The organism is Micromonospora kangleipakensis, assembly GCF_004217615.1.
GTDB classification, from domain to species: Bacteria; Actinomycetota; Actinomycetes; order Mycobacteriales; family Micromonosporaceae; genus Micromonospora; species Micromonospora kangleipakensis.
Map to the genome: position 1 here is coordinate 4,915,979 of NZ_SHLD01000001.1, position 20,408 is coordinate 4,936,386.

Below are 20,408 nucleotides of genomic sequence, written 5' to 3' on the forward strand. Positions count from 1 at the left end.
AGCGAGCAGAAGTCGTCGATCGTGAAAGGCGAAGGTACGACGATGCCCAGCGCCCGCAGCTTGGCGCGCGCCGCCCGCCTGGTCGTAACCGACGTGCTGGTCATGTCGCGTCATCCACCTCCTTCCGTCGTCGTGCAGCTATCCCGGTAGCTAACCGCCGCGTGGCCGGCGCCGACATGGGCCTGCGTCCTCCTCGGCCGAGATTCGCGTACGCGTCGGAGGTAGGAGGAGGACGAGGTGGCCAGGGACTACACCTACGCCGAGGCCGCGGCGAAGCTTCGCATCGCGGAAACCACCCTCCGGCGCTGGGTGTCCAAGGGCCGCATCTCCTGCCACCGCCTCGGCCGCAAGGTCCGCTTCACCGACGAGGACCTGGCCGCCGCCTACAAGCCGGCACCCGCCACGGCGCGGCGCTGGTCGTGGGGGGCCTCCGGAGCAGCGATCGCTACATCGCACTCGTCGGTTCTCGCGCCGGCCCGATGCCGGCACCCGGAGGTCCCCCGCACACCCCCTAGACCGTCCTAGGAGGCCGGCGACCCAACGCCGGCACGAGAGCGGGCGGCGAGCCACCCCCACTGGCTCGCCGCCCGCTCTGCGTTCTCTTGAGGACTCCACCAGACTCGGGGCGGTTCAGACATGCCCAAAATCCTTTGGTACGCCTCGCACCGAGGTCTGCACTTGGTGCGCGGCCAACAACGTCGACCTCGTCTTCCTGCCCACGTACGCGTCCTGGCTGTTCAGCGCCCGAGGACGTCCACCAGTTGCTGCCCCAGGCCGGTGCAGGCCTCCATGTCCAGGCGGTACGTCACGTAGCGGCCGCGGCGCGCCGAGATCAGCAGCCCGGCCGCCTTCAGCACCGCGAGGTGCCTGGACACCTCCGGCGCCGTCACCTGCCAAAAGTCGGCCAGCTCGCCGGTCGTGTGCGGACCTCGGGCGAGCGTGCGGCAGAAACGTAGCCGCAGCGGGTGCGCAAGCGCGGTCAGCCGAGCATCCAGCTCGTCCACCCGCAACACCGGGCGCGGGTCCCAGCCCGGTGCTGGATACTGCAGCACGGGCAGCCAGCCGGGCGCGTACACGACGGTCATATGCGGTGCGCCGTACGCGCTCGGGATGAGCCTCATCCCGCCGCCGCGACCGTCTGCGGTCTGGTCCTGCAGCTTGTCGATGGTCAGAATGCCGCGCTCGGTGTCGACCCCGATTGCGTGCGAGATCCGGCCGAGGGCGCCGATACCCTCGCGGGCCAGGTCGAAGCGTCGACGGTCGGCTTCCTCGGTGAGCGCTGGGCGGACGCGTTTCCAGACCGTGCCGAAGAAGGCGGACTCGCAGGCGAGCAGAAAGCGTCGTAGCCGTTCGCGCTCGGCGGCCGGATCGGCGAGCACCCGCTCGGCCCACGCCGCCTGCCGCGGCCCTCGGGCGCGGGCCGCGGCCAGCGCCCGCTGCCGCACGATCGGGTCACGCAGCGGCGACCACATTCGCGGCGCCGGTGAGACGGCCCGATGGGCGGCGAGCGCCGCAGCGACCCAGCGTTCGTCGTCCAGGCGGTCGATGTCGTCCAGTTCCTCGCGCAGGCTCGGCCGTGGATCGGGCGGGAACAGGAAGTCGGCCCGGCCGGAGTGCCAGAGCAGACCAAATTCCTCGAGGTCTGGAGCCAGCTCTGTGGGAAGGGCAGCCGCCATCATCGCAACCGCCGCGGCGGTGTCCGGATGGTGCTGCGGCTCCGCGAGCACGTGCAGCACCGCGCCGAGCTCCGCGAGCGGCGACGGCGTTATCCGGATCCGATCGGCTGGTACGCCGGCGATGTCGACCGAGGTAACCACAGTACCGATCATGGCAGGGGTCCGCGCCCGGGCAGACCGATTGACGTAGTTTGTCAATCGACGAGGCATGGATTGACGACGCTGGCCAACCTGGGTCCCTTCGCAGCCGTATGGCCGGACGATCGGAGCCGTGACGACCACCCGTACGACGCTTCGTGAGCTGGCCCGCATCCCGGGCGGCGGCCGCTACGCGCTCAGCGCCACAGTCGAGGCAGCGACCTCCGGGATGCTGCGCCCGTTCATCGTGATCTACGCCGTGCTGATCGGGCTCAGCGCGCCGCAGGCCGGTATGACGCTGACCGTCGGCATGCTGGCCGGCCTCGGCGCCGTCCCGCTCGCCGGATGCTGGATCGACCGCGGGGCGCGGCGGGCCCCCGCCGTCGCCGCGCTACTGGTGCGAGCGGTGGGGTCGCTGCTGCTTGCCCTGGTGCCCGGCATCGCCGGATTCGCGATCGGTGCGGTGCTCATCGGCGTCGGCACGCAGATCGCTCCACCCACCAATTCCGCGCTGGTCGCCGCGCTCGCCGGCCCGGCCCAGCGTGCGGCGGCGCTGGCCGCGGGCCGCTCGCTGCGCAACGCCGGCCTGGGCGCCGGCGCCCTGCTCGGCACGGTTCTGGTCGCGAGCGGGCCGGAGGTGCTCCGCTGGCTCGCGCTGGCGACGGCGCTCGGGTGCGCGTTCGGCGCGGCGGTGATCGCCCGGGTGCCGCTGCCCCATCAAGATGTTCCGGCCCCCGCCCCGGCTGCGGCAACGAAGGAAGCGCGCGGTGCCGGCCTACGCACCGTTACCATCCTGGCCCTGGCCGGCATTCCGTACGCGTTTTACGCCGACATCCTCGAGATCGCCCTGCCGCTGCTGCTGGTGCAGGGCCTGCACGCGTCCCTGGCGTGGCCCTCGGGCATCTTCGTCGCCAACACCGTCATGGTGATTGCGCTGCAGCTGGTCGTGGTAGTGCGCCTCGCGAAGTGGCCGCACCGCACCGTGCTCTTGTGGTCCGGCCTGTTGCTCGCCGCCTCCTACCTCGGCTTCTGGCTCGGCGGGGCGACCGGCGGTGGCCCCGGCACGGTGCTCGTCGCGCTGGCCATCGTGCCTTACACGCTGGGTGAAATTCTCTACACCGGCAGCAGCGTGCCGCTGGTGATCGAGTCAGCACCGCCACACCTGGTGGGGCGCGCGCTCGCCCGCTGGCAGCTCAGCTACGGCCTGGCCCGGGCCGTCGATCCCATCATCATCACCGGTCTGCTCAGCCTGGGCGCGGCGGCGCTGTGGCTGCCGCTGGCCGCCGCGACCCTGCTGGGCGCAGCGACGGTGCGCCTGGGCACTCGACGCTATCGTCCGCACCGTTCGCGTGGGCAGTCCATGAGTCATGCCGTGGCAGATGGCGGGAGCCCGGCCGTCGATGGTCCCCTGACCAAGAGCGTTCACGGTGCCGAGCTGACGGTGGCCTCGGCACGGTGGCGGAGGACTTCACGATCAGAGTGAGCCGGGACCAAGCGTTGGTGCTCTTTAGCTGTGCGCCACACATCGGCCACTGACAGAGCGACGAGTCAATCGCGTGATGCCCTTCCGCCCCTGAACTACCTCAGCGGGACCGCCTTCTTGGAGTAGACCCGGCGGCCGTCACCCAGCATGCAGAGACGAGCCCCTATTGCCCGCTCGCATCGGCGGCGTGCCCCAGCCACCGAGCCGGTATCTGAAGTTGCTCAGCGCCCACGCCGCCGAACAGGTGACCACTTCGGTGTTCTCTGGGAGGTCATGCCGACCCGCTCGCCCACATCACCGCAGGTCAGCGCGCCCTTCCCTGCCCGGCTTCGTTGAGCACTTCGGACGCGGTGACCATTTCGCCGAGCTGCACCCAATCTGCACCCACATGCAAGGCCAGGCCGTTCAGCAGCTCCTTACCGCTCCGACCTGCGGATACTCCCCTGCCAGGCGACATAGAGTGCCGTCGACTGCTGCTCAAAACCGCTGAGCGCTCCGGTGTGAACTGGGAGCTCACGTAGTCAGTTGTGATTTCGTTTGTGGGCGCCAGGTCGATGCCGACCATGCCGACGCCGAGGGCGGTGACGCCAGTCTTAGGCGGGCTGAGCGGCACCAAGCTCACCGGACTTGCAGGGCGATGGCGAAGCCGTTGAGCTTTCCTGCCGCGCTCTACCCCGACGGCCCCCAGGAAAGGTTATCGAGCAGATAGCTGCTCAACATGCCTAGGACTTGTCCCTGAGCAGTTGGTGAGCGAGCAGAACGGTGTCCTGGCTGGGCGCGGCATCGAGGTCACGCAGCGCCGTCGTAAGGCCGTTCAGCAGGGCGGTCACGCCTTCGAGCTGACCGAGGCGGTGGCGCACGCGCATCGCTGCCCGGTAGAGCTCTTCGTTGTACCGGTCCAAGCAGAGTGCCTTGTCGAGCACAGCCGACGCCGCCATCGGGTCGGTGGCGAGTAGATCCTCAGCCAGGAGCAGGTGGGCTTCCGTCGCCCACTGTCGCGCCTTTTCCCGGTACGGCTCGACCCAGTCGTAGTCGCATCCGTACGCCAGCGGGGCGGTGTAGAGGTCGCAGGCTCGCTGCAGCATGGTGGTGCGCTCGGGCGGCGTGGTGGTGCGGGCGCGGGTGAGACTGTCTCGCAGTTCCCACAGGTCGACGTCAACGGTTTGGGGGTCGAGGCGGTAGCGGTCGTTGGCGCCACGTTTGAGGACGTAGCCACCGGGCCGCCGGCCGCCGGACCGGCCCAGGACGTGGCGCAGGTTGGAGGCGTTGGTGTGGATCCGCTGGTCGGCTTGGCGGATGCGCGCGTCGGGGACGAGGTATTCGCCGAGGGTGCGGGTGTCGGCACCGTCGGGGTGGCAGGCCAGGTAGACGGCAAGTTCAGCGGCTTTGGCGCGCAGGGGCCTGCCGGGCGCGGTGAGGTGCTCGACGCGGGGGATGCCAAGCAAGCGAAGCTGTGCGGGCCCTTGCCGGCTCGTGGAAGCAGGGATCTCAGGCGGGTTGCTCTCATCTCTGCCCGTCTGGTCGCCTGCGGTGATGGGCGGCGGGGCGACGGAGACGCCGGTGTGGGCCTCCTGCAGCGTGGCCAGGGCCGCCAGTGCGGTGTCGACATCGAGCACCGCCATGCGCGGCTCGACATCTTGCGACGGGCCGGTGACCAGCGAGGTCATGCCGCGGCTGTCGACGTCGACGGTACGGCCGTGCGCCCAGTGGCCGAGCAGCAGCCCGGTGACATCTCGGTCGGCGCCGATGCCGAGGGTGATGTGGGCCCTCACGGCCAGCTGCCCGTCCGGTGCGGCGCTGATGAGCAGAAGCGCCGCCGGTGGCGGCTGGCTGTTGGCCTCCCGCAAGCGGGCCCACCGCAACAGGTGTTCGTCGGCGATGGTGAGCGACTCGTCGACGTCATTGGTCAGCTTGAGGCGCCGCCAGGGGGTGAGGGCCTCAACGCTGTCCGCGCCGAGCAGCTCGGCGAGCGTGGGTCGGTCGATGACGACTGTCGTCTGCCGCTCCGGGTGGCCGGGGCCACCGTCGGCGAGGGCGCTGATCAGGGCGGCGCGGGCCGCGGCGTGGGCACCAGGTCCGGTCAAGCCGACCCCGCCGGGTGCGACCGCCGGCAGCGGTGGCACGGCGTATGCCCGTTCGAGGAGGCCTTGACTGGCGGGGGCCTGCCGGTTGACCTGCTGGTGAATGTGCACCACGGCCTGTGGTAGCTCGGGTGGTTCATGGTTCGGGACGTAGCGGCGGCGTCGATGCAGCCAGACCAGTGCGGCGGCGGCGCTGATGGCGGTGGCGACGGACCAGGGGATGAATGCGCCGGACGGCAGGTTCAGCCCATGCGCTGCCTCTGCCCGATCACCGCCGTGGTCCTCCCAGACGCCGTGAGCGGGTTGATCGGCCCTGCCGGTCGAGGCGTCCGGGGTGGGAACGAGACTCTTCGCCTTCGACGGCGGCGGTTTGGTTTGCTGGTCCCGCGGCCCCGCCGGTACGGGTCGCGCCGCGGCGGGTGGCCGAGCGTCGGCGGGTAGTCGCAGTTCCCAGCCGGGATAGATGAGGTCGCAGTCGCGCAGGGTGCCGCCGGGGAAATGGCGGTGCCGGTTGAGCCTGCAAATTTCCGGCCACCGGCCGGAGTCACCCAGCCAGCGCTTTGCAATTGTCGACAGTGAGTCGTTGCGCTCAACGACGTAGACATACCGTTGAGACCCGACCTGAATGAGCGCCGGTCCTTGGGCTGCGGCCTGCTGCGGGATGGCGGCCGCCTCGACGGGAGGCTTCGCGGGGGTGGCGTCGAGCCGGCTACCGGCGGTGAGGGTGAGCGCTGCGGAGCCGGCGAGCCCAAACACGAGCCGGTGTAGGGGTGCCGGAAGCCGCGGCAGTGACAGGCGACGGGGGGCGAGCAGGACCAGCAGCTCGATCAGCAGCAGCACCGCAAAGGCCGCCCACAGCAGCCACAGACTCAGCAGCGCCGCGTCCACGAGTCCTGCGGCGGTGATTGCCCGGTCGGATCGCCCGAACCAGTCAACGGTCTGGTGCCAGCTGGGCAACCGCTTGGCAGGGCCTCCCCCAGCCAGCCACAGCGCCGCGGGCGGCCCCGCTAAAAAAGCCAGGAGGCCCGCCACCGACCTCACAAGCCGACCGAAGGAAGCGCCGTCCTGGCGGTTGTCGGCTGGTTGATGGACTGTCGGTAGGTGGCTGTACTCGGCGAGCTTGCGGGCCGCTTGCGGCGACCGTTGCGGCATCCGTACTCCCCCGGGCCGACGATGATCCTCCTGCGATACATGACAATGATGGAGAACCGCCATCGAAGGCCACAACTTTTCTCACCATCCGCACACAATGGATCACCACACGTCTCCGGTCTCATACACTGCGCGACGATCAGCCAGACTGCCCTCCATGTCGGTTCCGGGCGCGCATCTCTGCGTTGATCTCGCCTCGTCGGCGGTCGCCGCTATCGCCTGGCGCGACGGCATCTACGTCCCGATCCTGTTCGACGGCAAGCCCACCTTCGCGCCCGCAGGGATACTCGGCGCCGACGGACTCGGGACCATCGTGCCCGACGGCAAGCATTCCTCGCACAGCCCGCCCGACAGCGGACCCACCGCCGCCCCTAGTGACCACACCGCTGAGCTCCTACGCCAAGTCGCCGCCGTCGCCGGCACTCAGGTAGGGCTCATCGGCTCGACCACCATCGTCATAACGCCCCAGTGGGGGCCGCGCCGAAGGAACCGCCTCACGCAGGCGGCGCAACGAGCAGGACTTCCCGCGCCGGCCATGGTCACCGCCCCCGCAGCGCTGGTCGCACACGTCACCGCACACCAGCCGTCCCTGCCCGACGGCGCGTGTGTGCTGGTCTGCGAGACCGAGGTACGTCCTCCCCGCCTCACCGTTCTGCAGATCAACGGCGGCGCTTGGCACGACCTCGCCACCCGCACCATCCCCGTGGCCCACATCGACGACGTGCTCGCCCGCCAGCTACAGGGCTCACCGGCCGAACAGCATCACCGGTCCGCGGCGCAGGGCGGGCGCGAGGACGACGCCACCCGGCAGGTCAGGGAATCGGTCCGCCAAGCCCGCGCATTGCTGGCCACCCAGGAGCGGGCCCCGGTGCTCCTCCCCCACCCACGTCCACCTGCCGTGATCACCCGTGCCGACCTCCACGCCGCAGCACAACCTCTCACCGAGCAGGTACCCGGTGCAGTCGCGGAGCTGCTCGACACGGCCGACGTCGACGCCGCACACCTGGCCATGGTCGTTGCCGCCGACACCGGAGGGGCACCCGAGCTCCCCACGCAGCTGGCCGCCGCCACCGGAGTCCAACCCGTGATCGTCAACCATCCCCATGCCGCCGCCAGCGGAGCCCTGACGCTCACCGCGACACCACTGACCGCAATCGCCGCGCGACTGCCCCGCACCCGGCTGCGCATCCGCGACCTCGCGGCCGCGCTGATCATCGGGGGCTGCGCGCTCGCCCTGTTCGTGCAGGCCATCCTGACCGCTGACGTCACCACGATCGGCATCCGGGTGATCGGGGCCCGCACATCCCTGCCGCAGCTGGGCACCGCGGCAGCACTTGCCGCCGTGACCGCTCTGGCCGTCGCGCAGCTCGCCCCCACCACGTGGCTCGCAGGGTCGCCCACCTCACGGACGGACGAACCGACGACGGCGGCACTCATCCGCCGCTCCTATCTCGCCGCAGCCGCGCTCGGCACCACCGCAGCCGCATTCCTCGGCCTTGCAGCCGGCACGTCCCTCGGAATCGACTACACCCCTCACCTGAAATGGGCCCTCACCACAGCTGCCCCACTGGGGGCGAGCGCCGTCCTCATCGCCCTCGTCGCACCGCGTATCCCCGCCGCCGACCTCCCAACCTGGCTCGGCCGCGCCCGCCCGGTGATCCTGCCGATCATGCTGGCGGCAGCAGGCATGCTCCTCATGCGCGCCGCGGTCAGCCTCACCCCACCCGCCGACCTGATTCCCGCGCCCGGCCTCATCGGCACCGCCGGAGCCGCCATCCTCGGAGCAGCCACCGCCCTGACGGCCACCGACCACCGCACCCTACGAGTGATCACCCTGCCAGCACTGAGCCTCGGCTACGCCATCGTCTTCACGGGTGCCACCAGCGGGACGCTGATCATCGGATACTGCCTGGCCATCCTGTGGTGGGCGATACGCCTCACCGCATACACCACGCGCCTGGCCTTTCCCGGCGCCACGGCGAAGCTGCGCCGCCTTCTCGACGGTGATCCCGCCCAGCCACCGGAACTGCTGGCTGCAGAGGTGCGCGGGCGAGACGAGAATGGCGGAGATGCGGCACGGTAAGACTTCGATCAGCGACGGATGAGCCAGCACGAACTCGTACCCGAGCAGGGCACGCCAGAACGGCAGCACCTCGGAACGGACCAGCGCGTCGATGGTGACCTGGACGTTCTGCCCGGCGGACGGGTCGGCGGGCAGGCCCAGCTCGCGGGCGACCGCCGAAATCCGCCGGGCCAGCTCCACGTCGCCCGCGGTCAGCCCGTAGAAGCCGGGAATGATCGTGATCAGCCGCACAGTCACACCGCCGTGCCGCAGGTCGACGTCGGGGTGGTGGCCGTCCAGGCCGGCCAGCTCGCCGATCGCCTGGACGAGCCGGGCGCCGGCCGCGAACGACCCGGTGCGGAAGTAGGCGCACGCTCCCTCGCCCAGCACCCGCCAGTCCCCGACCCCGTCTGCCTCGTGGAACTGACGCGGGGTGATCCGCTCGGTCGGGTCCGTCGACACCTCAGCCATGTCACTCCTCTCCGCGGCCAGGCCAGCGCGCGGGAGCTGGCCCGGGAGCTGGACGTCAGCGAGCGGACCGTGCAGCGGGACGTCGAGGCGCTAGCGGCGGCCGGGATACCGCTCGACCGGGGCCGGCGGGCGGATGCCGCCTCGATCGCGGCGGCCGGGATACCGCTCGACCGGGGCCGGCGGGCGGATGCCGCCTCGATCGCGGCTACCGCACCCGGCTGACCGGGGTCGGCCTGGACGAGGCCGGAGCGTTGGCGTTCCTCGGCCTCGCCGGCCCGGCCGAGCAGCTGGGGCTGGGCGAGATGCTGGAGGGCGCACGGATCAAGGTCTGGGCCAGCCTGACCGGCGAGGCGCGGGAGCGCGCCGGCCGGACGGTGGAGCGGTTCCACCTGGACCCGGTCCGCTGGCACGGCACGCCCGAGCCGGTACCGTGCCTGACCCAGCTCGCCGAAGCGTCTGGCGCGATCGTCGGGTGCGCCTGCGGTACGTACGGGACGGGCGGGCGGCCACCCGGGAGGTCGACCCCCTCGGGCTCGTCCTCGGACCTTGCGAGGCCCCCGTCACCGCGGGTCCATCCGGTGCGGCGCCGGACCGCCGGAGCGGTCCGGCGCCACCGAGGCCGGGTCAGCCGTGCTTCTGCTGGCACGGCACGCAGAAGCGAGCGTGCGGCACCGCCTCCAGCCGTTCTGCCGGGATCGGCGCCGCGCATCGCTCACAGGTTCCGTAGCCACCGTCGGCCATGCGCCGTAGCGCGTCACCGATCTGCGCCAGGCTCTGCCGGGTGGCGGCGATCAGCGCGGCGCGGGTGTGCGCCTCGCCGGGGTCGCCGGTGTCCGCGGTGAGTTCGGTCAGCCGCGCGGTCTGCGCCTCGAACTCGGTGCTCAGGGTGGCGCGCAGCCGGGCGCGCCACCGCGGGTCGAGGGTGCCTCGGAGGTCGGTGCTCATCTGGGGCTCCTTTCCGGGAAAAGAAGAAGGCCGAAGCCGGATGGCTTCGCCCTGGTGGCCGTACTCGCGGGTGTATGGATTCCCGGAGGGCCACGGCCGGTGGGAACCGGGTTCGGCAGGCCGTGGATGGGCGCGAGGTCCCGCGCGTCCACCGGGCGGATCGCGGCGACCGCGGACCGCTGGCCGCGGGCAGCAGCCGGCACCGCCGTGAGAACGGCGGTGGCGACCAACTGCCGGGCCGGGGACATGCGGCACACCATAGGCCCATCGGGCGGGAACGCCAATGACATTGCGGCCGCGACGTAGCGCGGGCACCAGCCTCGGCGAGCAGGATGGCGCGACGCCGGTTCCCCGCCGGGGAACCGGCGTCGCTCATGGAGACGCACCCGCGCCGCGTGGGCGTCCCCCCGCCCACGGCCGGCGGCGACCTGATGCCCGACGGCCTGCGTCGGGAGCAGATTATGGCCAAGAGTCCCACCGATTTGACATGATCGCTCTGGAGTCGCGTCGAGCGTGCGACTCGCGGCAGTTGAGTGCGCCGCGCACACCGCGGCAGCTCCGCGCGTTGCGGAGGCCGTTCGTGAGGTGCTTTCGATCAGGACAGCGCTTCGATGGGCGCGATCATCACCAGGCCCTTCACAGCGTTGGCGAGGTCCGCGTCGAGCGTGATGAAGGCGTCGGCTTGGAGCTGGGTCAGTGCGACGTATTCGGCGTCGAGCGTGTCGGGCCACCCGAGCTGGTCGGCAATCTTCCAGGCGACGTTCTGAAGGACACGGTCTCCGAGCAGTCGGATCCGCAGCCCGCGCACGTAGTTGAGCTGGCGATCGGCGTCCTTCTTTGCCATCTCACCTTGCCGTACTGCTCGAAAGAGGAGCGACAGCATCTGCGAGCGAAGGAGTGTCGGAGCCAAGAGCTGGTGCTCGTCGGGGATCACGGCCTCGTCGTGGGCCAGCTGAAGTGCCACGTCCGGACCAATCACGTACTTGGTCATAGGGGCCATCTCCTCGGCGTCATGGGGCATCGTGGGACGACAGGCCCTGTCTCGCGGTACGGGACGGGGTCCGCCGGCCAAGTTTGCGACGGGGACACGAACGGACGGTCGCCCGGCGTGCACACTCGTGGTCTGTTGCCACGACGATGTGGTTGGACGGCTTCACAGCCGGTTGGGGCTTCTCGTCTTGGATGGGCGGCTACCCGGGCGCAAATCCGTGCTGATCGGCAACCGCACGTTTCCGGCGACCTCCAGGCAGGTGCCGGGACGCCGGAGGTCGTGGCGTAGGGCGGCATGTGGAGCCGGCCGAGGTCGTCCTCGCCCACCAGACGCCGGGCACTCCGGCGGCGGGCTTCACCTTCGTCCCTGACCTAAGTACTGGAGTCGCCGCGGCAGGCAGCCGCCGGCGACGGCTACCGAGCCTCTTCGGTGCGAACCGGGACGCTGCACCGCGTCTGAGGAGGGCAGGTACAGATCCGCACGTGGAAGCCCGTGCCGGCGCGTGCAGTTGAGCGGCGTTCAGTGAAGTTCGGCGCACCCGCTGCTCCCAATCCGCTCCCCCATGGTCGGCCAACCCCTCCTCGTAGACGGCTCGGTAGGCGGGCGAAGGTTCAGCTCATGTCCGTCACGGGTGACGAAGTCGAGGACATGGTGGCCCAGCTCCCGACGGAGTTCCGGCAGGTGATCGAACCGGTCAGGACCGCGGGGGCGTCGGGTCGGCGCCGTGGCACCTTTGGTCACCATTTGTCCCACGGCACGGTCCAGTCGCCCACCCCGTCGGTGAGCGCCATCCGTCGAGGAGTGTTGCGCACATCGACCACGTCACCCGGCCGGAACGTCTCGTAGAACCATCGGGCATGGTCCGGTCCGACGTTGATGCAACCGTGCGAGGTGTTCGAGTTGCCGTGCGCACCGATGTTCCAGTCGGCCAGGTGGACGAACTCGCCCGAGTACGAGATCCGCAGACAGAGCTTGATGACCTCGTCGTAGTAGTTGGGATCCTTGGGATCGACAATCCCGTAGCTGGCCGAGGTCATCCGGTGCGAGGGCTCCCGGGTCATCACCACGTGCGGGCCGGAGCGCGTCCAGTAGCTGATGACCTCCCCGTTCGCACCCACGGCGGTGCCGCCCTTGCCCATGCTGATCGGGATGTCCCGCACCATCTTGCCGTCGATGTAGACCTTCATCCGGTGGGTGGTGGCGTCGGCGATGGCGACGCGGGACGGGCCGATGGTGAAGTTCGTGCTGGCGTTGGCGCCGCCGTAGACGCCCTTGCCGAGATCATGGCCGAAGAGGTTGACCTTCACCGAGATCTTCGTGCCCGGGGTCCAGTACTTCGCCGGCCGCCAGTGCGCGTTCTGGCCGTTGATCCAGCGCCACCGTCCCTCGACGGCCGGCGTGGTCTCCACCAGCATCGCCTTCTCGGCCTCGGCGCGGTTCTTGACGGGCTTGCTGAAGTTCACCATGACCGGTTGGCCGACCCCGTACGTGCCGCCGTCCCGGAGGGCGGTCAGCGCGCTGGCCTGGAACGTGACCGAAGCGACCCCGGACGGCTTGACGGTGCGGAAGCTGCTCGTGTGCCCGGTCAGCGCGCCGGCGGAGTCGGCCGCCGACACGGTGACCGTGTAGGTCTTGCCATAGGTCAACTTGCCGGTCGAACGCCACGTCTGCCCGTCGCTGCCGAGTTCGCCGGCGATGGTCTTGCCCCCCGTGGCCACCGAGACGTCCTTGAGCGTGCCGCCCTCCACCGCCACGACGACCTGCTCGAGCGGCGACACCTTGGTCGCATCGGCAGCCGGGGTGACGGTCACTCGCACCTCGCCCGCGGGCGCACTCGCCGCAGCCAGACCGGGCTGCGACCACCTGGCTCCGGACGAGGACCCACGGCTGCAACCTGCAGTCACCAGGCCGGCCGTGACGCCCAGACCGGTGGCGATCAACTTTCGACGACTGATCATCGCGATCCTTTCCGCCCGGAGAGTACTTGCCGACGGCGCGCCAGGGGAGCCCCCACCACATCCTTGTCTTCTCCGCCAGCGGCCCAGACCGGCCGCACCGCAGTTCCCCATTGCCCGTGACGGTTCGCCTTCTGATGATCGGCGACATGATCAATTGGCGTCGGCGCAGGCCGGACCCAGCATCCCACCCGCGCAACGAGACGTGTGTCGAGGTTTTCCCGGCCGAGCCGTCGCCTGCCGGCCGGGAACTATGGTCGGCATCGCGATGTCGCGTCACCGCGACGTCGAGCAACCTCACGCCCTGCGGCACCCGTCGTCGGCAACAGCAACGGCTGGTCCGTGTGGCGCGGCCAGCTCAACGGCTGTGGCAGGCCGGCGAACCGGTGGAGTGGCGGCAGTATTACAAGGCGGTTTGGACGACAGGCGAGACGCGATGGCGGATCGCAGCGCCAAGAGCCAGGCGAGACCTCCCCCTCTCTTCTGGAGGGTCACGCTCCGCGCTCTTCAACCGCATCGATGGTCAGGACACCGTGTACAACGGGAGCTCGGTGAGCGTTTCGGAGGTGGTGTCCACTTTGTTGGCCGCGGCGGCACGCTCTCGACAACCGTGGGACCTTGGGCAATACCGTCGTCGGATGCACGATCTTGTTCCGCGTCCCCGGCGCTGTCGCCGTGATACCGCGATGCACTCACATCGGCGTACGAATCTGTGAGTATTAGTATCGGTCTGATGAAGCTTGCCGAGTGGGCGCGTCGCAGCGGGGTGCACCCGCAGACCGCGTACCGATGGTTCCGCGAGGGGACCATGCCGGTGCCCGCTCGGCGTCTTCCGTCTGGCACGATCATGGTGGATGTGGCCGGTGGTGACACCCAGGGCCGGGTGGTCGTCTACGCCCGGGTGTCGTCGGTCGACCAGGGAGCCGATCTGGATCGGCAGGTAGCCTGTGTGACCGCGTGGGCGACCGGGCAGGACATGTTCGTCTCCTGGGTGGTGACCGAGGTCGGGTCCGTGCTGAACGGCCGATGCGAGAGGTTCCTCGGGCTGCTGCGCGACCCGAAGGTGACCACGATCGTGGTCGAGCACCGGGACCGGTTCGCCCGGTTCGGTGGCGAGTACGTCGAGGCGGCGCTAGCCGCGCAGGGACGTCGGCTGCTGGTGGTCGACCCGGCCGGGGTGGACGACGACCTGGTGCGGGACGTGACGGAGATCCTGACCAGCCTGTGTGCCCGGCTGTACGGCCGCCGCGGCGCAGCGGACCGGGCCAGCCGCGCCGTGGCCGCCGCCACCGCCGGGGACCTTTCGTGAAACGGTACGAGTCGCCCGCCGGGTGGACCGTTCAGGCGTACAGGTTCGCCCTCGACCCCAGCGACGTGCAGGTGGCCGGTCTGCGCCGCAACACCGGCGCGGCACGGTTCGCTTTCAACCACATGCTGCGGCGGGTCAGCGCGGTCAAGGCGCAACGCGCCGCCGAGGCCAGCTACGGGGTGGCCGAGGCGGACCTGACCCCGTGGCAGGGCTGGTCGTTACCGGACCTGCGCCGCACCTGGAACGAAATCAAGACGTGGGTGGCGCCGTGGTGGGCGGAATGCTCCAAAGAGGCGTTCAACACCGGCCTGGCCAACCTGTCGGCGGCGCTGGGCAACTGGCACGCCTCACGTACCGGTGCCCGCAAGGGCCGCCGGATGGGCTGGCCCCGGACCAAGAGGAAGCACGGCCGCAGGTCGGCCCGGTTCACCACCGGCGCGATCCGGGTCGACCCCGGCTACCGGCACGTGGTGTTGCCACGGCTGGGCCGCATCCGCACCCACGAGTCCACCCGTAAGCTGGCCCGGCGGGTGAAGGCTGGCACCGCGACGATCCTGTCCGCAACCGTCACCGAGACCGCCGCCAGGTGGTTCTGCTCGTTCCAGGTCGCGGTCAAACGCGCCGTGGGCCGTGCGGCGCACACGCCGAAAGCCGGTCGGATCGTCGGCGTGGACACCGGCATCAAGCACCTGGCGGTGCTGTCCACCGGCGAGCTGGTGCCCAACCCGGCACCGTTCAAGGCGGCGTTGAAGAAACTCGGCAAGGCCCAACGCCGGGCCGCCCGCCGAATCGGCCCGTACGACCCGGCCACCCGGCGTAAGCGGACCGCGTCCAATCGGTGGCAGCGGGCGCAGGACACCGTGGCCCGGTTGCACACCACCGTCGCCGCTGTCCGCGCCGACTCGTGGCACCAACTCACCACCCGGCTGGCGCAACAGTTCACCACGGTCGTGGTCGAGGACCTGCACGTGGCCGGGATGGTCCGCAACCGTAAGCTGGCCAGGGCTCTGATCGACGCCGCCCCGGCGACCCTACGCCGGCACCTTGGCTACAAGACCGGTTGGTACGGCAGCGTGTTGCACGTCGCCGACCGGTGGTACCCCAGCTCCAAAACCTGTTCAGGCTGTCAAACGGTGAAACCCAAGCTGTCGCTGGCCGAACGCACCTTCAACTGCACCACGTGCGGACTGTCCCTGCACCGGGACGTCAACGCCGCACGTAATCTTGCCGGCCTAGTTCGGCACGTCGACCTGGAGTTGCTGGGCGACGCAAAAACAGGACGTGGAGCCCACGTAAGACCCGTAAGACCTGCACCCGCAGGCGGGGCAGCGGGCCGTGAAGCGTCAAGACCGGTTCACCCGGTCAACGCCGCCCGGCAACGGACGGCTGCCAATCGTGAGTCACATTTACTCACTGAAAGGTAACGGTACGACTTCCACGGCGCGCGGTGACCAATCAGCAGTCGGCGCTGCGCGTGCCGGCGGGAGCGCCGGACAGCCCGGACTTCTCTGCCGACGTGGCGATCGACGGCTGGATCGCCCGCGGTGCGCCGCGCGACAAGCTGGTCCTCGGCATCCCGTACTACGGTCGTCCCGGTCACGCCGGCAGTCCCTGCCGCACCGACCACCGGCGACGCCAGGATCGACGCTGCCTGCCCGCGCATGGCGACATCAATAGTCCTGCCGGCCGGAACCCCACCGGTCGAGCTCGTCGCGAACGGCGGCGGCACCGGCCGGCACCACCCGACTCGCGGTGGTGGAGACGGCGTCCTGCATCTCGTCCGCCAGCCAGGCCGGGCCGCCTCCGGCCGCCCGCAGCTGGCTTAAGCCTGCGCGTCCCAGCACAACGGCGGCGACGAGATAGCCCCCGGTGAGTCCCGCGGTAGCCAGCCGGCGGGGCAAAAAGGTCTCCAGCATGCGCAGCACGGTTGCTGAAGCAGCCCCGACTCCCAGGACGAGACACCCCCCGGCGGTGGCGAGCAGCGCCAGGCCGACTCCCGTCGGACGAGCCACCCTCATCAGCTGGGTGCGTACCTCCCGGACCTCCTCACGCACCACCTCGGCCACGTCCGCAGCCAAGCGCTCGGTCGGGCCAACCGCCCTTCCGGATCCTCCGGACCGTTCCGCCGCCGCGTCACTCATGGCTCCCCCTCGTCCGCCGCTTACCCACGAAGGTCACCGCCATACCTGTCCGCTGGTGTTCCGGGCAGGACCAACGACGAAGCTGACAAGGGCTGATTCGAGGCCATCGGTGCCCGGACGGGTCGGACGGCTGATTCGGCACACGGGGCAACCGCGGGAAGTCTTCCCGCAATCTGCCAGGGTCAGCGACCCGTTCGGTCCGCAGTACTCGTCCGGTCAAGGTGCGTGGCGTGGCTCCCCTTGAGCACGGTCGGCTGCGGTAGTTGTGACACTCGACTGGCCTTGCTGCCGTGCACGTGAATGGCCAGCAGGCACTGCCTTCTTGACAGACCACTGCGGCATGATGTGCGGCCAGGACGGACTACCCGGGCTGCTGGCCCGCCTCGCTTCCCGCGCTCGCGAGGACGAGCCGATGCCGCCGCCTTTGCTTCCGGCACGACGACATCATGCCGGGCGACCGCCCCTGAGCACGACGCGCGCCGGGACTTACGCCGTCCCGGTTAGGTCCGATGGCGCCCAGCGGGATCCATGTCGGCAGAGCGAGCAGCCGGTGCCGGTCCACGCCGCTCAGGACCAGAGGCCCCACGGTCCGCTCCGCCATCTCGCAGCAGTGATCGGCCGCCACCCGCGGGATCTCGGCGTCGTAGTCCACGGCCGATGCACCTTGCCCCTGACTACCGGGACTGCGCCAACAGGGCCGCCCTTTAGCCAGTGCGAGTGCAGTTGTGTGAAACGGGACGCTGCCACCCGACCTCACGTGACTATCAGGAACGGTTCGCCGACGTGACCCCGGCGCTCGTCGAGGACAGGAAGATTGACGAGGTGAACGTGTCCCACGTGGCGCGTTGCAGCGGCACCCCTGACGGGTTCAGCGCCGCAACCGAACGGATCAAGGGGGAAGCCTCGAACCGACGATGTGGTGATGCCGGGTGCAGGCGCGGCGCAGCGACACCCAAGCCGAAAGGGAGTTCAAGCTCCGTTCAGCGTGCGGTGCTCCCGCTCCGCTCCCTTGCGAACCCGGCTCACGGCTCCCCGTCGTCGCCTAGGTGGAGCGCGCGGATCGGACGTTATGGCTGGAGATGTCGGAACTCCACCGCCTCTCCATTCCAACGGCAGCGGGGTGCCATGGGATGACTTGCGTGTGGCCGGGAACCCTGGTTCGGAATGACCAAGTCCTGACAGCGGCTCGGCGGCGGTCTTCCGCTGCGAGCGACGCTCGGCATGGGCGGACCGACGACGTGAGGAGGTTTGGGTGACCGCGACATCACGGCGGCCGACGCCCGCCGACCCGATGCCGGACGCACGGACGCGGCCCGGGGTGTCCAGCGGCGCCTGCCGAGACATGCCGCCGGAGTTGGGGCCGGACGCGATCGGCGTGCTGGAGGGTCGCACCTTCATGTTCTCCGACGCCCGCGGAGACGTGCCGAGGGGCTCCATCGGCGGCCTGGTGCACGACGACACCCGGTTCCTCAACCAGTGGGAACTGACGATCGACGACGCGCCGCTGCTGGTGCTCTCCTCGGGAACCGTTGACGCGTACTCGGCGGCGTTCTTCCTGGCCAACTCCGACCTGCCCCACCTGCCCGCCAACCGGGTGGGCGTGCGACGGCAGCGCTTCGTCGGCGACGGCCTCTACGAACGCGTCGAGCTGCGGTACTTCGGCATCGAGCCCGTGTCGTTCCGCCTGCGTGTGGCGGTCGGGACGGATTTCGCCGACCTGTTCGAGATCAAGGAGTCGGGCCGCGACCGTGCCCCGGACATCATCCGTCAGCACGAACCGGACGGCTCGGCACTCGGGTTCGGGTACCGCAACGGCAGCTATGCGGCGTCGGTACGCGTCGAGGCCGACCCGCCGGCCGACCTGGTGGACGGCGACGCCCTGGTGTGGGATGTGTGTCTCGAGCGGGGGCAGCAGTGGTCCTGCGAGTTGCAGGTTCCGCTGCGCTGCGGCGAGGAAGACTACCGACCGGCGGTCCGCGGGTTCGGCGAGGCGTTCGATCACGGGCCGGAGGACCCGTCGACCCGGTGGGCGGCGGAGAAGCCGCATCTGCACACCGACGTCGATCTGCTCCGCGACGTCTACCACAGGTCGGCGGTCGATCTGGTGTCCATGCGGATCGAGAAGACCATCGCCGGCGAGCCGGTCGTCCTCCTTGCCGCGGGCCTGCCGTGGTTCCTGACCACCTTCGGTCGCGACACGGTGATCACCGCCTACCAGACCGTGACCTGCGGCCCTGATGTCGCCCGCGGCGCCCTGATCGTGCTGGCGACGCATCAGGCGAAAGGGTTCAACGACTTCACCGACGAGGAACCTGGCAAGATATTCCACGAGTACCGCTCGGGTGAGCTGACCCAGCTCGGGCTCAAGCCTTACCACCCGTACTACGGCAGTGCCGACACCACCGCGCTCTGGCTCATCCTGCTCTCGGAGTACTGGCGGTGGACCGGGGACGCCGACCTCGTGCGCCGGTTGCGCGGCAATGCCGAGGCCGCGCTGCGGTGGATCGACCACTACGGCGACCGCGACGGCGACGGATACGTCGAGTACGCCACCCGATCCACGCAGGGCTTGGGCAACCAGTGCTGGCGGGACTCCCCCGACGGCGTGCAGTACGCCGACGGGCGGATACCCGTCCTACCGATCGCCACCTGTGAGGTGCAGGGCTACACCTACGACGCGAAACTGCGCATGGCCGAGCTCGCCGAGGGACTGTGGCAGGACCCGGCCATGGCCCAGCGACTACGCGCCGACGCCGCGCGCCTGTGCGAACAGTTCAATCGGGACTACTGGATCCCCGAGCGGGGCGGCTACTACGCCGTCGGCCTCGACGGCGACAAACGGCCGATCGACTCGATGACCTCCAACATGGGTCATCTGCTCTGGAGTGGGATAGTCCCCGAGGAACGCGCCGGACAGCTCGCGCGACACCTGATGTCTCCCGAGCTGTTCTCCGGGTGGGGGGTGCGCACCCTGTCCACCGCCGATGTTGGCTACAACCCCATCGGCTATCACGTCGGCACGGTCTGGCCGCACGACAACTCGATCATCGCCGCCGGGCTGGCCCGCTACGGTCACCGCGACGAGGCCAACCGGATCGCGATGGCGATGCTGGAAGCGTCCCGGCACTCCGAGCACCGGCTGCCCGAGGCGTTCTCCGGCTACGACCGGTCCTTCGGCCGTCAGCCCGTGCCGTACCCGACCGCCTGCAACCCCCAGGCCTGGGCCAGCGGGGCGCCTCTGCTGTTCCTGCGCACGATGCTCGGCCTCGAACCGCGGGAGGGGGAACTCGTCGCCGACGCTCACGTCCCCGACGAACTCGGACGGATCCGCCTGCACCACGTAGCGGCGCTCGGGCGACGGTGGAACGTCGAAGCCGCGGGTTCCGATTGCACGGTCTCGCCCGCCGACTAGTGGAAATGCACGCTCGGGTGGCTGTCCAGCCAGGATCGGACATCGGGGGTGGTGTGGGTGGACAGGTTGTCCAGCAACACTTGGATCTCTCGGCCGGCATGCGGGGCGACGGCCTTTTTGAGGAAGGCCAGGAACGCGGCTCCGTTGCGGCTGGGCATGCAGTCACCGACGACCTCGCCGGTGTTCATGTTCAAGGCGGCGAATAAGTTGGTCGTGCCGTGCCGCACGTAGTCGTGGGTGCGTTGTTCGCTGGCGTCGAACTCGATCGGTAACAGCGGCTGGGTGTGGTCCGGGGTCTGGATCTGGGTTTGCTCGTCCAGGCTGAGCACGACTGCCCCGCCGGGTGGGTCCAGATACAGTCCGACGAGTCGGCGACCGTGTCGGGGAACCGCGGATCCTTACTGAGTTTTGAAGGTGCCCTGCGGGTGCGGTTTGAGGCCATGCTCGCGCCACAGGTTCGCGACCCAGTGATGCGAGACCGGCGTCCTACTCGTGCGGGTGACGTAGTCGGCCATGCTGCGGCTGGACCAGTGCGACAGCCCGGTCCCTCGGCATGCCACAACACGATCCGCGCCCGCGTCCCGACCGCCGC

16 protein-coding genes and 1 pseudogene are annotated in these 20,408 nt (G+C 69.9%); 8 read left to right on the forward strand and 9 right to left on the reverse strand.

Annotated features, from left to right (window positions below):
* Positions 1-237: 237 nt before the first annotated feature.
* Positions 238-525 carry a helix-turn-helix domain-containing protein gene (locus tag EV384_RS23700; protein ID WP_130336620.1) on the forward strand — a complete coding sequence of 96 codons (288 nt, stop codon included), beginning with the start codon at positions 238-240 and terminating at the stop codon, positions 523-525.
* A gap of 212 nt (positions 526-737) precedes the next feature.
* On the opposite strand, the gene EV384_RS23705 is transcribed toward EV384_RS23700, so the two are convergent.
* On the reverse strand, positions 738-1,958 hold the full coding sequence (locus tag EV384_RS23705; protein ID WP_207232434.1) for a DUF5937 family protein: 1,221 nt from the start codon (positions 1,956-1,958) through the stop codon (positions 738-740).
* Between EV384_RS23705 and EV384_RS23710 the strand changes: the two genes are divergently transcribed.
* Positions 1,948-3,297, forward strand: coding sequence for an MFS transporter (locus tag EV384_RS23710; RefSeq protein ID WP_130336622.1), 1,350 nt, complete (start codon positions 1,948-1,950; stop codon positions 3,295-3,297). The two genes, EV384_RS23705 and EV384_RS23710, sit on opposite strands and share 11 nt — an antisense overlap.
* 722 nt (positions 3,298-4,019) lie before the next feature.
* Here EV384_RS23710 and EV384_RS23715 read toward each other — a convergent pair.
* Positions 4,020-6,530, reverse strand: a complete 2,511-nt coding sequence (locus EV384_RS23715; RefSeq protein WP_130336624.1) for an AfsR/SARP family transcriptional regulator — start codon at positions 6,528-6,530, stop codon at positions 4,020-4,022.
* Between the two features lie 157 nt (positions 6,531-6,687).
* On the opposite strand from EV384_RS23715, the gene EV384_RS36325 reads away from it, so the two are divergent.
* On the forward strand, positions 6,688-8,613 hold the full coding sequence (locus EV384_RS36325) for an Hsp70 family protein (RefSeq protein ID WP_242624243.1): 1,926 nt from the start codon (positions 6,688-6,690) through the stop codon (positions 8,611-8,613).
* 213 nt (positions 8,614-8,826) lie between these two features.
* Here the strand turns inward: EV384_RS36325 and EV384_RS36330 are convergent.
* A pseudogene (locus EV384_RS36330) lies at positions 8,827-9,063 on the reverse strand (4a-hydroxytetrahydrobiopterin dehydratase); the annotation flags it as partial.
* Between EV384_RS36330 and EV384_RS23725 the strand changes: the two are divergent.
* Together EV384_RS23725 and EV384_RS37530 are read left to right on the forward strand one after the other, a co-directional pair.
* Complete coding sequence (locus tag EV384_RS23725) at positions 9,010-9,285, forward strand: helix-turn-helix domain-containing protein (RefSeq protein WP_130336626.1); 276 nt, start codon at positions 9,010-9,012, stop codon at positions 9,283-9,285. The pseudogene EV384_RS36330 and the gene EV384_RS23725 overlap by 54 nt on opposite strands.
* Positions 9,251-9,790, forward strand: coding sequence for a WYL domain-containing protein (locus EV384_RS37530; RefSeq protein ID WP_479724759.1), 540 nt, complete (start codon positions 9,251-9,253; stop codon positions 9,788-9,790). The genes EV384_RS23725 and EV384_RS37530 overlap by 35 nt, the downstream gene beginning before the upstream one ends.
* Here the strand turns inward: EV384_RS37530 and EV384_RS23730 are convergent.
* The 3 genes from EV384_RS23730 to EV384_RS23740 form a co-directional block, all read right to left on the reverse strand.
* Positions 9,688-10,008 (reverse strand): TraR/DksA family transcriptional regulator, encoded by a 321-nt coding sequence (locus tag EV384_RS23730; protein ID WP_130336628.1) that lies wholly within the window; start codon positions 10,006-10,008, stop codon positions 9,688-9,690. The two genes, EV384_RS37530 and EV384_RS23730, sit on opposite strands and share 103 nt — an antisense overlap.
* A 595-nt stretch (positions 10,009-10,603) precedes the next feature.
* A complete protein-coding gene (locus EV384_RS23735) occupies positions 10,604-10,999 on the reverse strand; it encodes a type II toxin-antitoxin system VapC family toxin (protein WP_130336630.1) in 396 nt (131 codons plus the stop codon).
* 737 nt (positions 11,000-11,736) lie between these two features.
* Entirely contained in the window at positions 11,737-12,810 is a 1,074-nt protein-coding gene (locus tag EV384_RS23740; RefSeq protein WP_242624244.1) for a L,D-transpeptidase, read from the reverse strand.
* Between the two features lie 877 nt (positions 12,811-13,687).
* On the opposite strand from EV384_RS23740, the gene EV384_RS23745 reads away from it, so the two are divergent.
* Together EV384_RS23745 and tnpB are read left to right on the forward strand one after the other, a co-directional pair.
* Positions 13,688-14,263 (forward strand): IS607 family transposase, encoded by a 576-nt coding sequence (locus tag EV384_RS23745; RefSeq protein WP_130336634.1) that lies wholly within the window; start codon positions 13,688-13,690, stop codon positions 14,261-14,263.
* On the forward strand, positions 14,260-15,687 hold the full coding sequence (gene tnpB / locus EV384_RS23750) for an IS607 family element RNA-guided endonuclease TnpB (RefSeq protein WP_130336636.1): 1,428 nt from the start codon (positions 14,260-14,262) through the stop codon (positions 15,685-15,687). The genes EV384_RS23745 and tnpB overlap by 4 nt, the downstream gene beginning before the upstream one ends.
* 246 nt (positions 15,688-15,933) lie before the next feature.
* Here tnpB and EV384_RS23760 read toward each other — a convergent pair whose 3' ends face one another.
* Both EV384_RS23760 and EV384_RS23765 read right to left on the reverse strand, forming a co-directional pair.
* Positions 15,934-16,404, reverse strand: a complete 471-nt coding sequence (locus EV384_RS23760; protein WP_130336638.1) for a phage holin family protein — start codon at positions 16,402-16,404, stop codon at positions 15,934-15,936.
* Between the two features lie 361 nt (positions 16,405-16,765).
* Positions 16,766-17,056: a hypothetical protein gene (locus tag EV384_RS23765; RefSeq protein WP_130336640.1), complete on the reverse strand. Its 291-nt coding sequence runs from the start codon at positions 17,054-17,056 to the stop codon at positions 16,766-16,768.
* 600 nt (positions 17,057-17,656) lie between these two features.
* On the opposite strand from EV384_RS23765, the gene EV384_RS23770 reads away from it, so the two are divergent.
* On the forward strand, positions 17,657-19,816 hold the full coding sequence (locus EV384_RS23770) for an amylo-alpha-1,6-glucosidase (RefSeq protein WP_242624245.1): 2,160 nt from the start codon (positions 17,657-17,659) through the stop codon (positions 19,814-19,816).
* On the opposite strand, the gene EV384_RS36340 is transcribed toward EV384_RS23770, so the two are convergent.
* Positions 19,813-20,145: a transposase gene (locus EV384_RS36340; RefSeq protein ID WP_242624246.1), complete on the reverse strand. Its 333-nt coding sequence runs from the start codon at positions 20,143-20,145 to the stop codon at positions 19,813-19,815. The two genes, EV384_RS23770 and EV384_RS36340, sit on opposite strands and share 4 nt — an antisense overlap.
* Between the last annotated feature and the right edge of the window lie 263 nt (positions 20,146-20,408).

Coding starts and splice junctions, on each gene's coding strand:
- EV384_RS23730 (WP_130336628.1), bottom strand. CDS start 10,008: ATGAGCACCGACCTCCGAGGCACCCTCGACCCGCGGTGGCGCGCCCGG.
- EV384_RS23715 (WP_130336624.1), bottom strand. CDS start 6,530: ATGCCGCAACGGTCGCCGCAAGCGGCCCGCAAGCTCGCCGAGTACAGC.
- EV384_RS23735 (WP_130336630.1), bottom strand. CDS start 10,999: ATGACCAAGTACGTGATTGGTCCGGACGTGGCACTTCAGCTGGCCCAC.
- EV384_RS23745 (WP_130336634.1), top strand. CDS start 13,688: ATGAAGCTTGCCGAGTGGGCGCGTCGCAGCGGGGTGCACCCGCAGACC.
- EV384_RS23760 (WP_130336638.1), bottom strand. CDS start 16,404: ATGAGTGACGCGGCGGCGGAACGGTCCGGAGGATCCGGAAGGGCGGTT.
- EV384_RS37530 (WP_479724759.1), top strand. CDS start 9,251: ATGCCGCCTCGATCGCGGCTACCGCACCCGGCTGACCGGGGTCGGCCT.
- EV384_RS36325 (WP_242624243.1), top strand. CDS start 6,688: ATGTCGGTTCCGGGCGCGCATCTCTGCGTTGATCTCGCCTCGTCGGCG.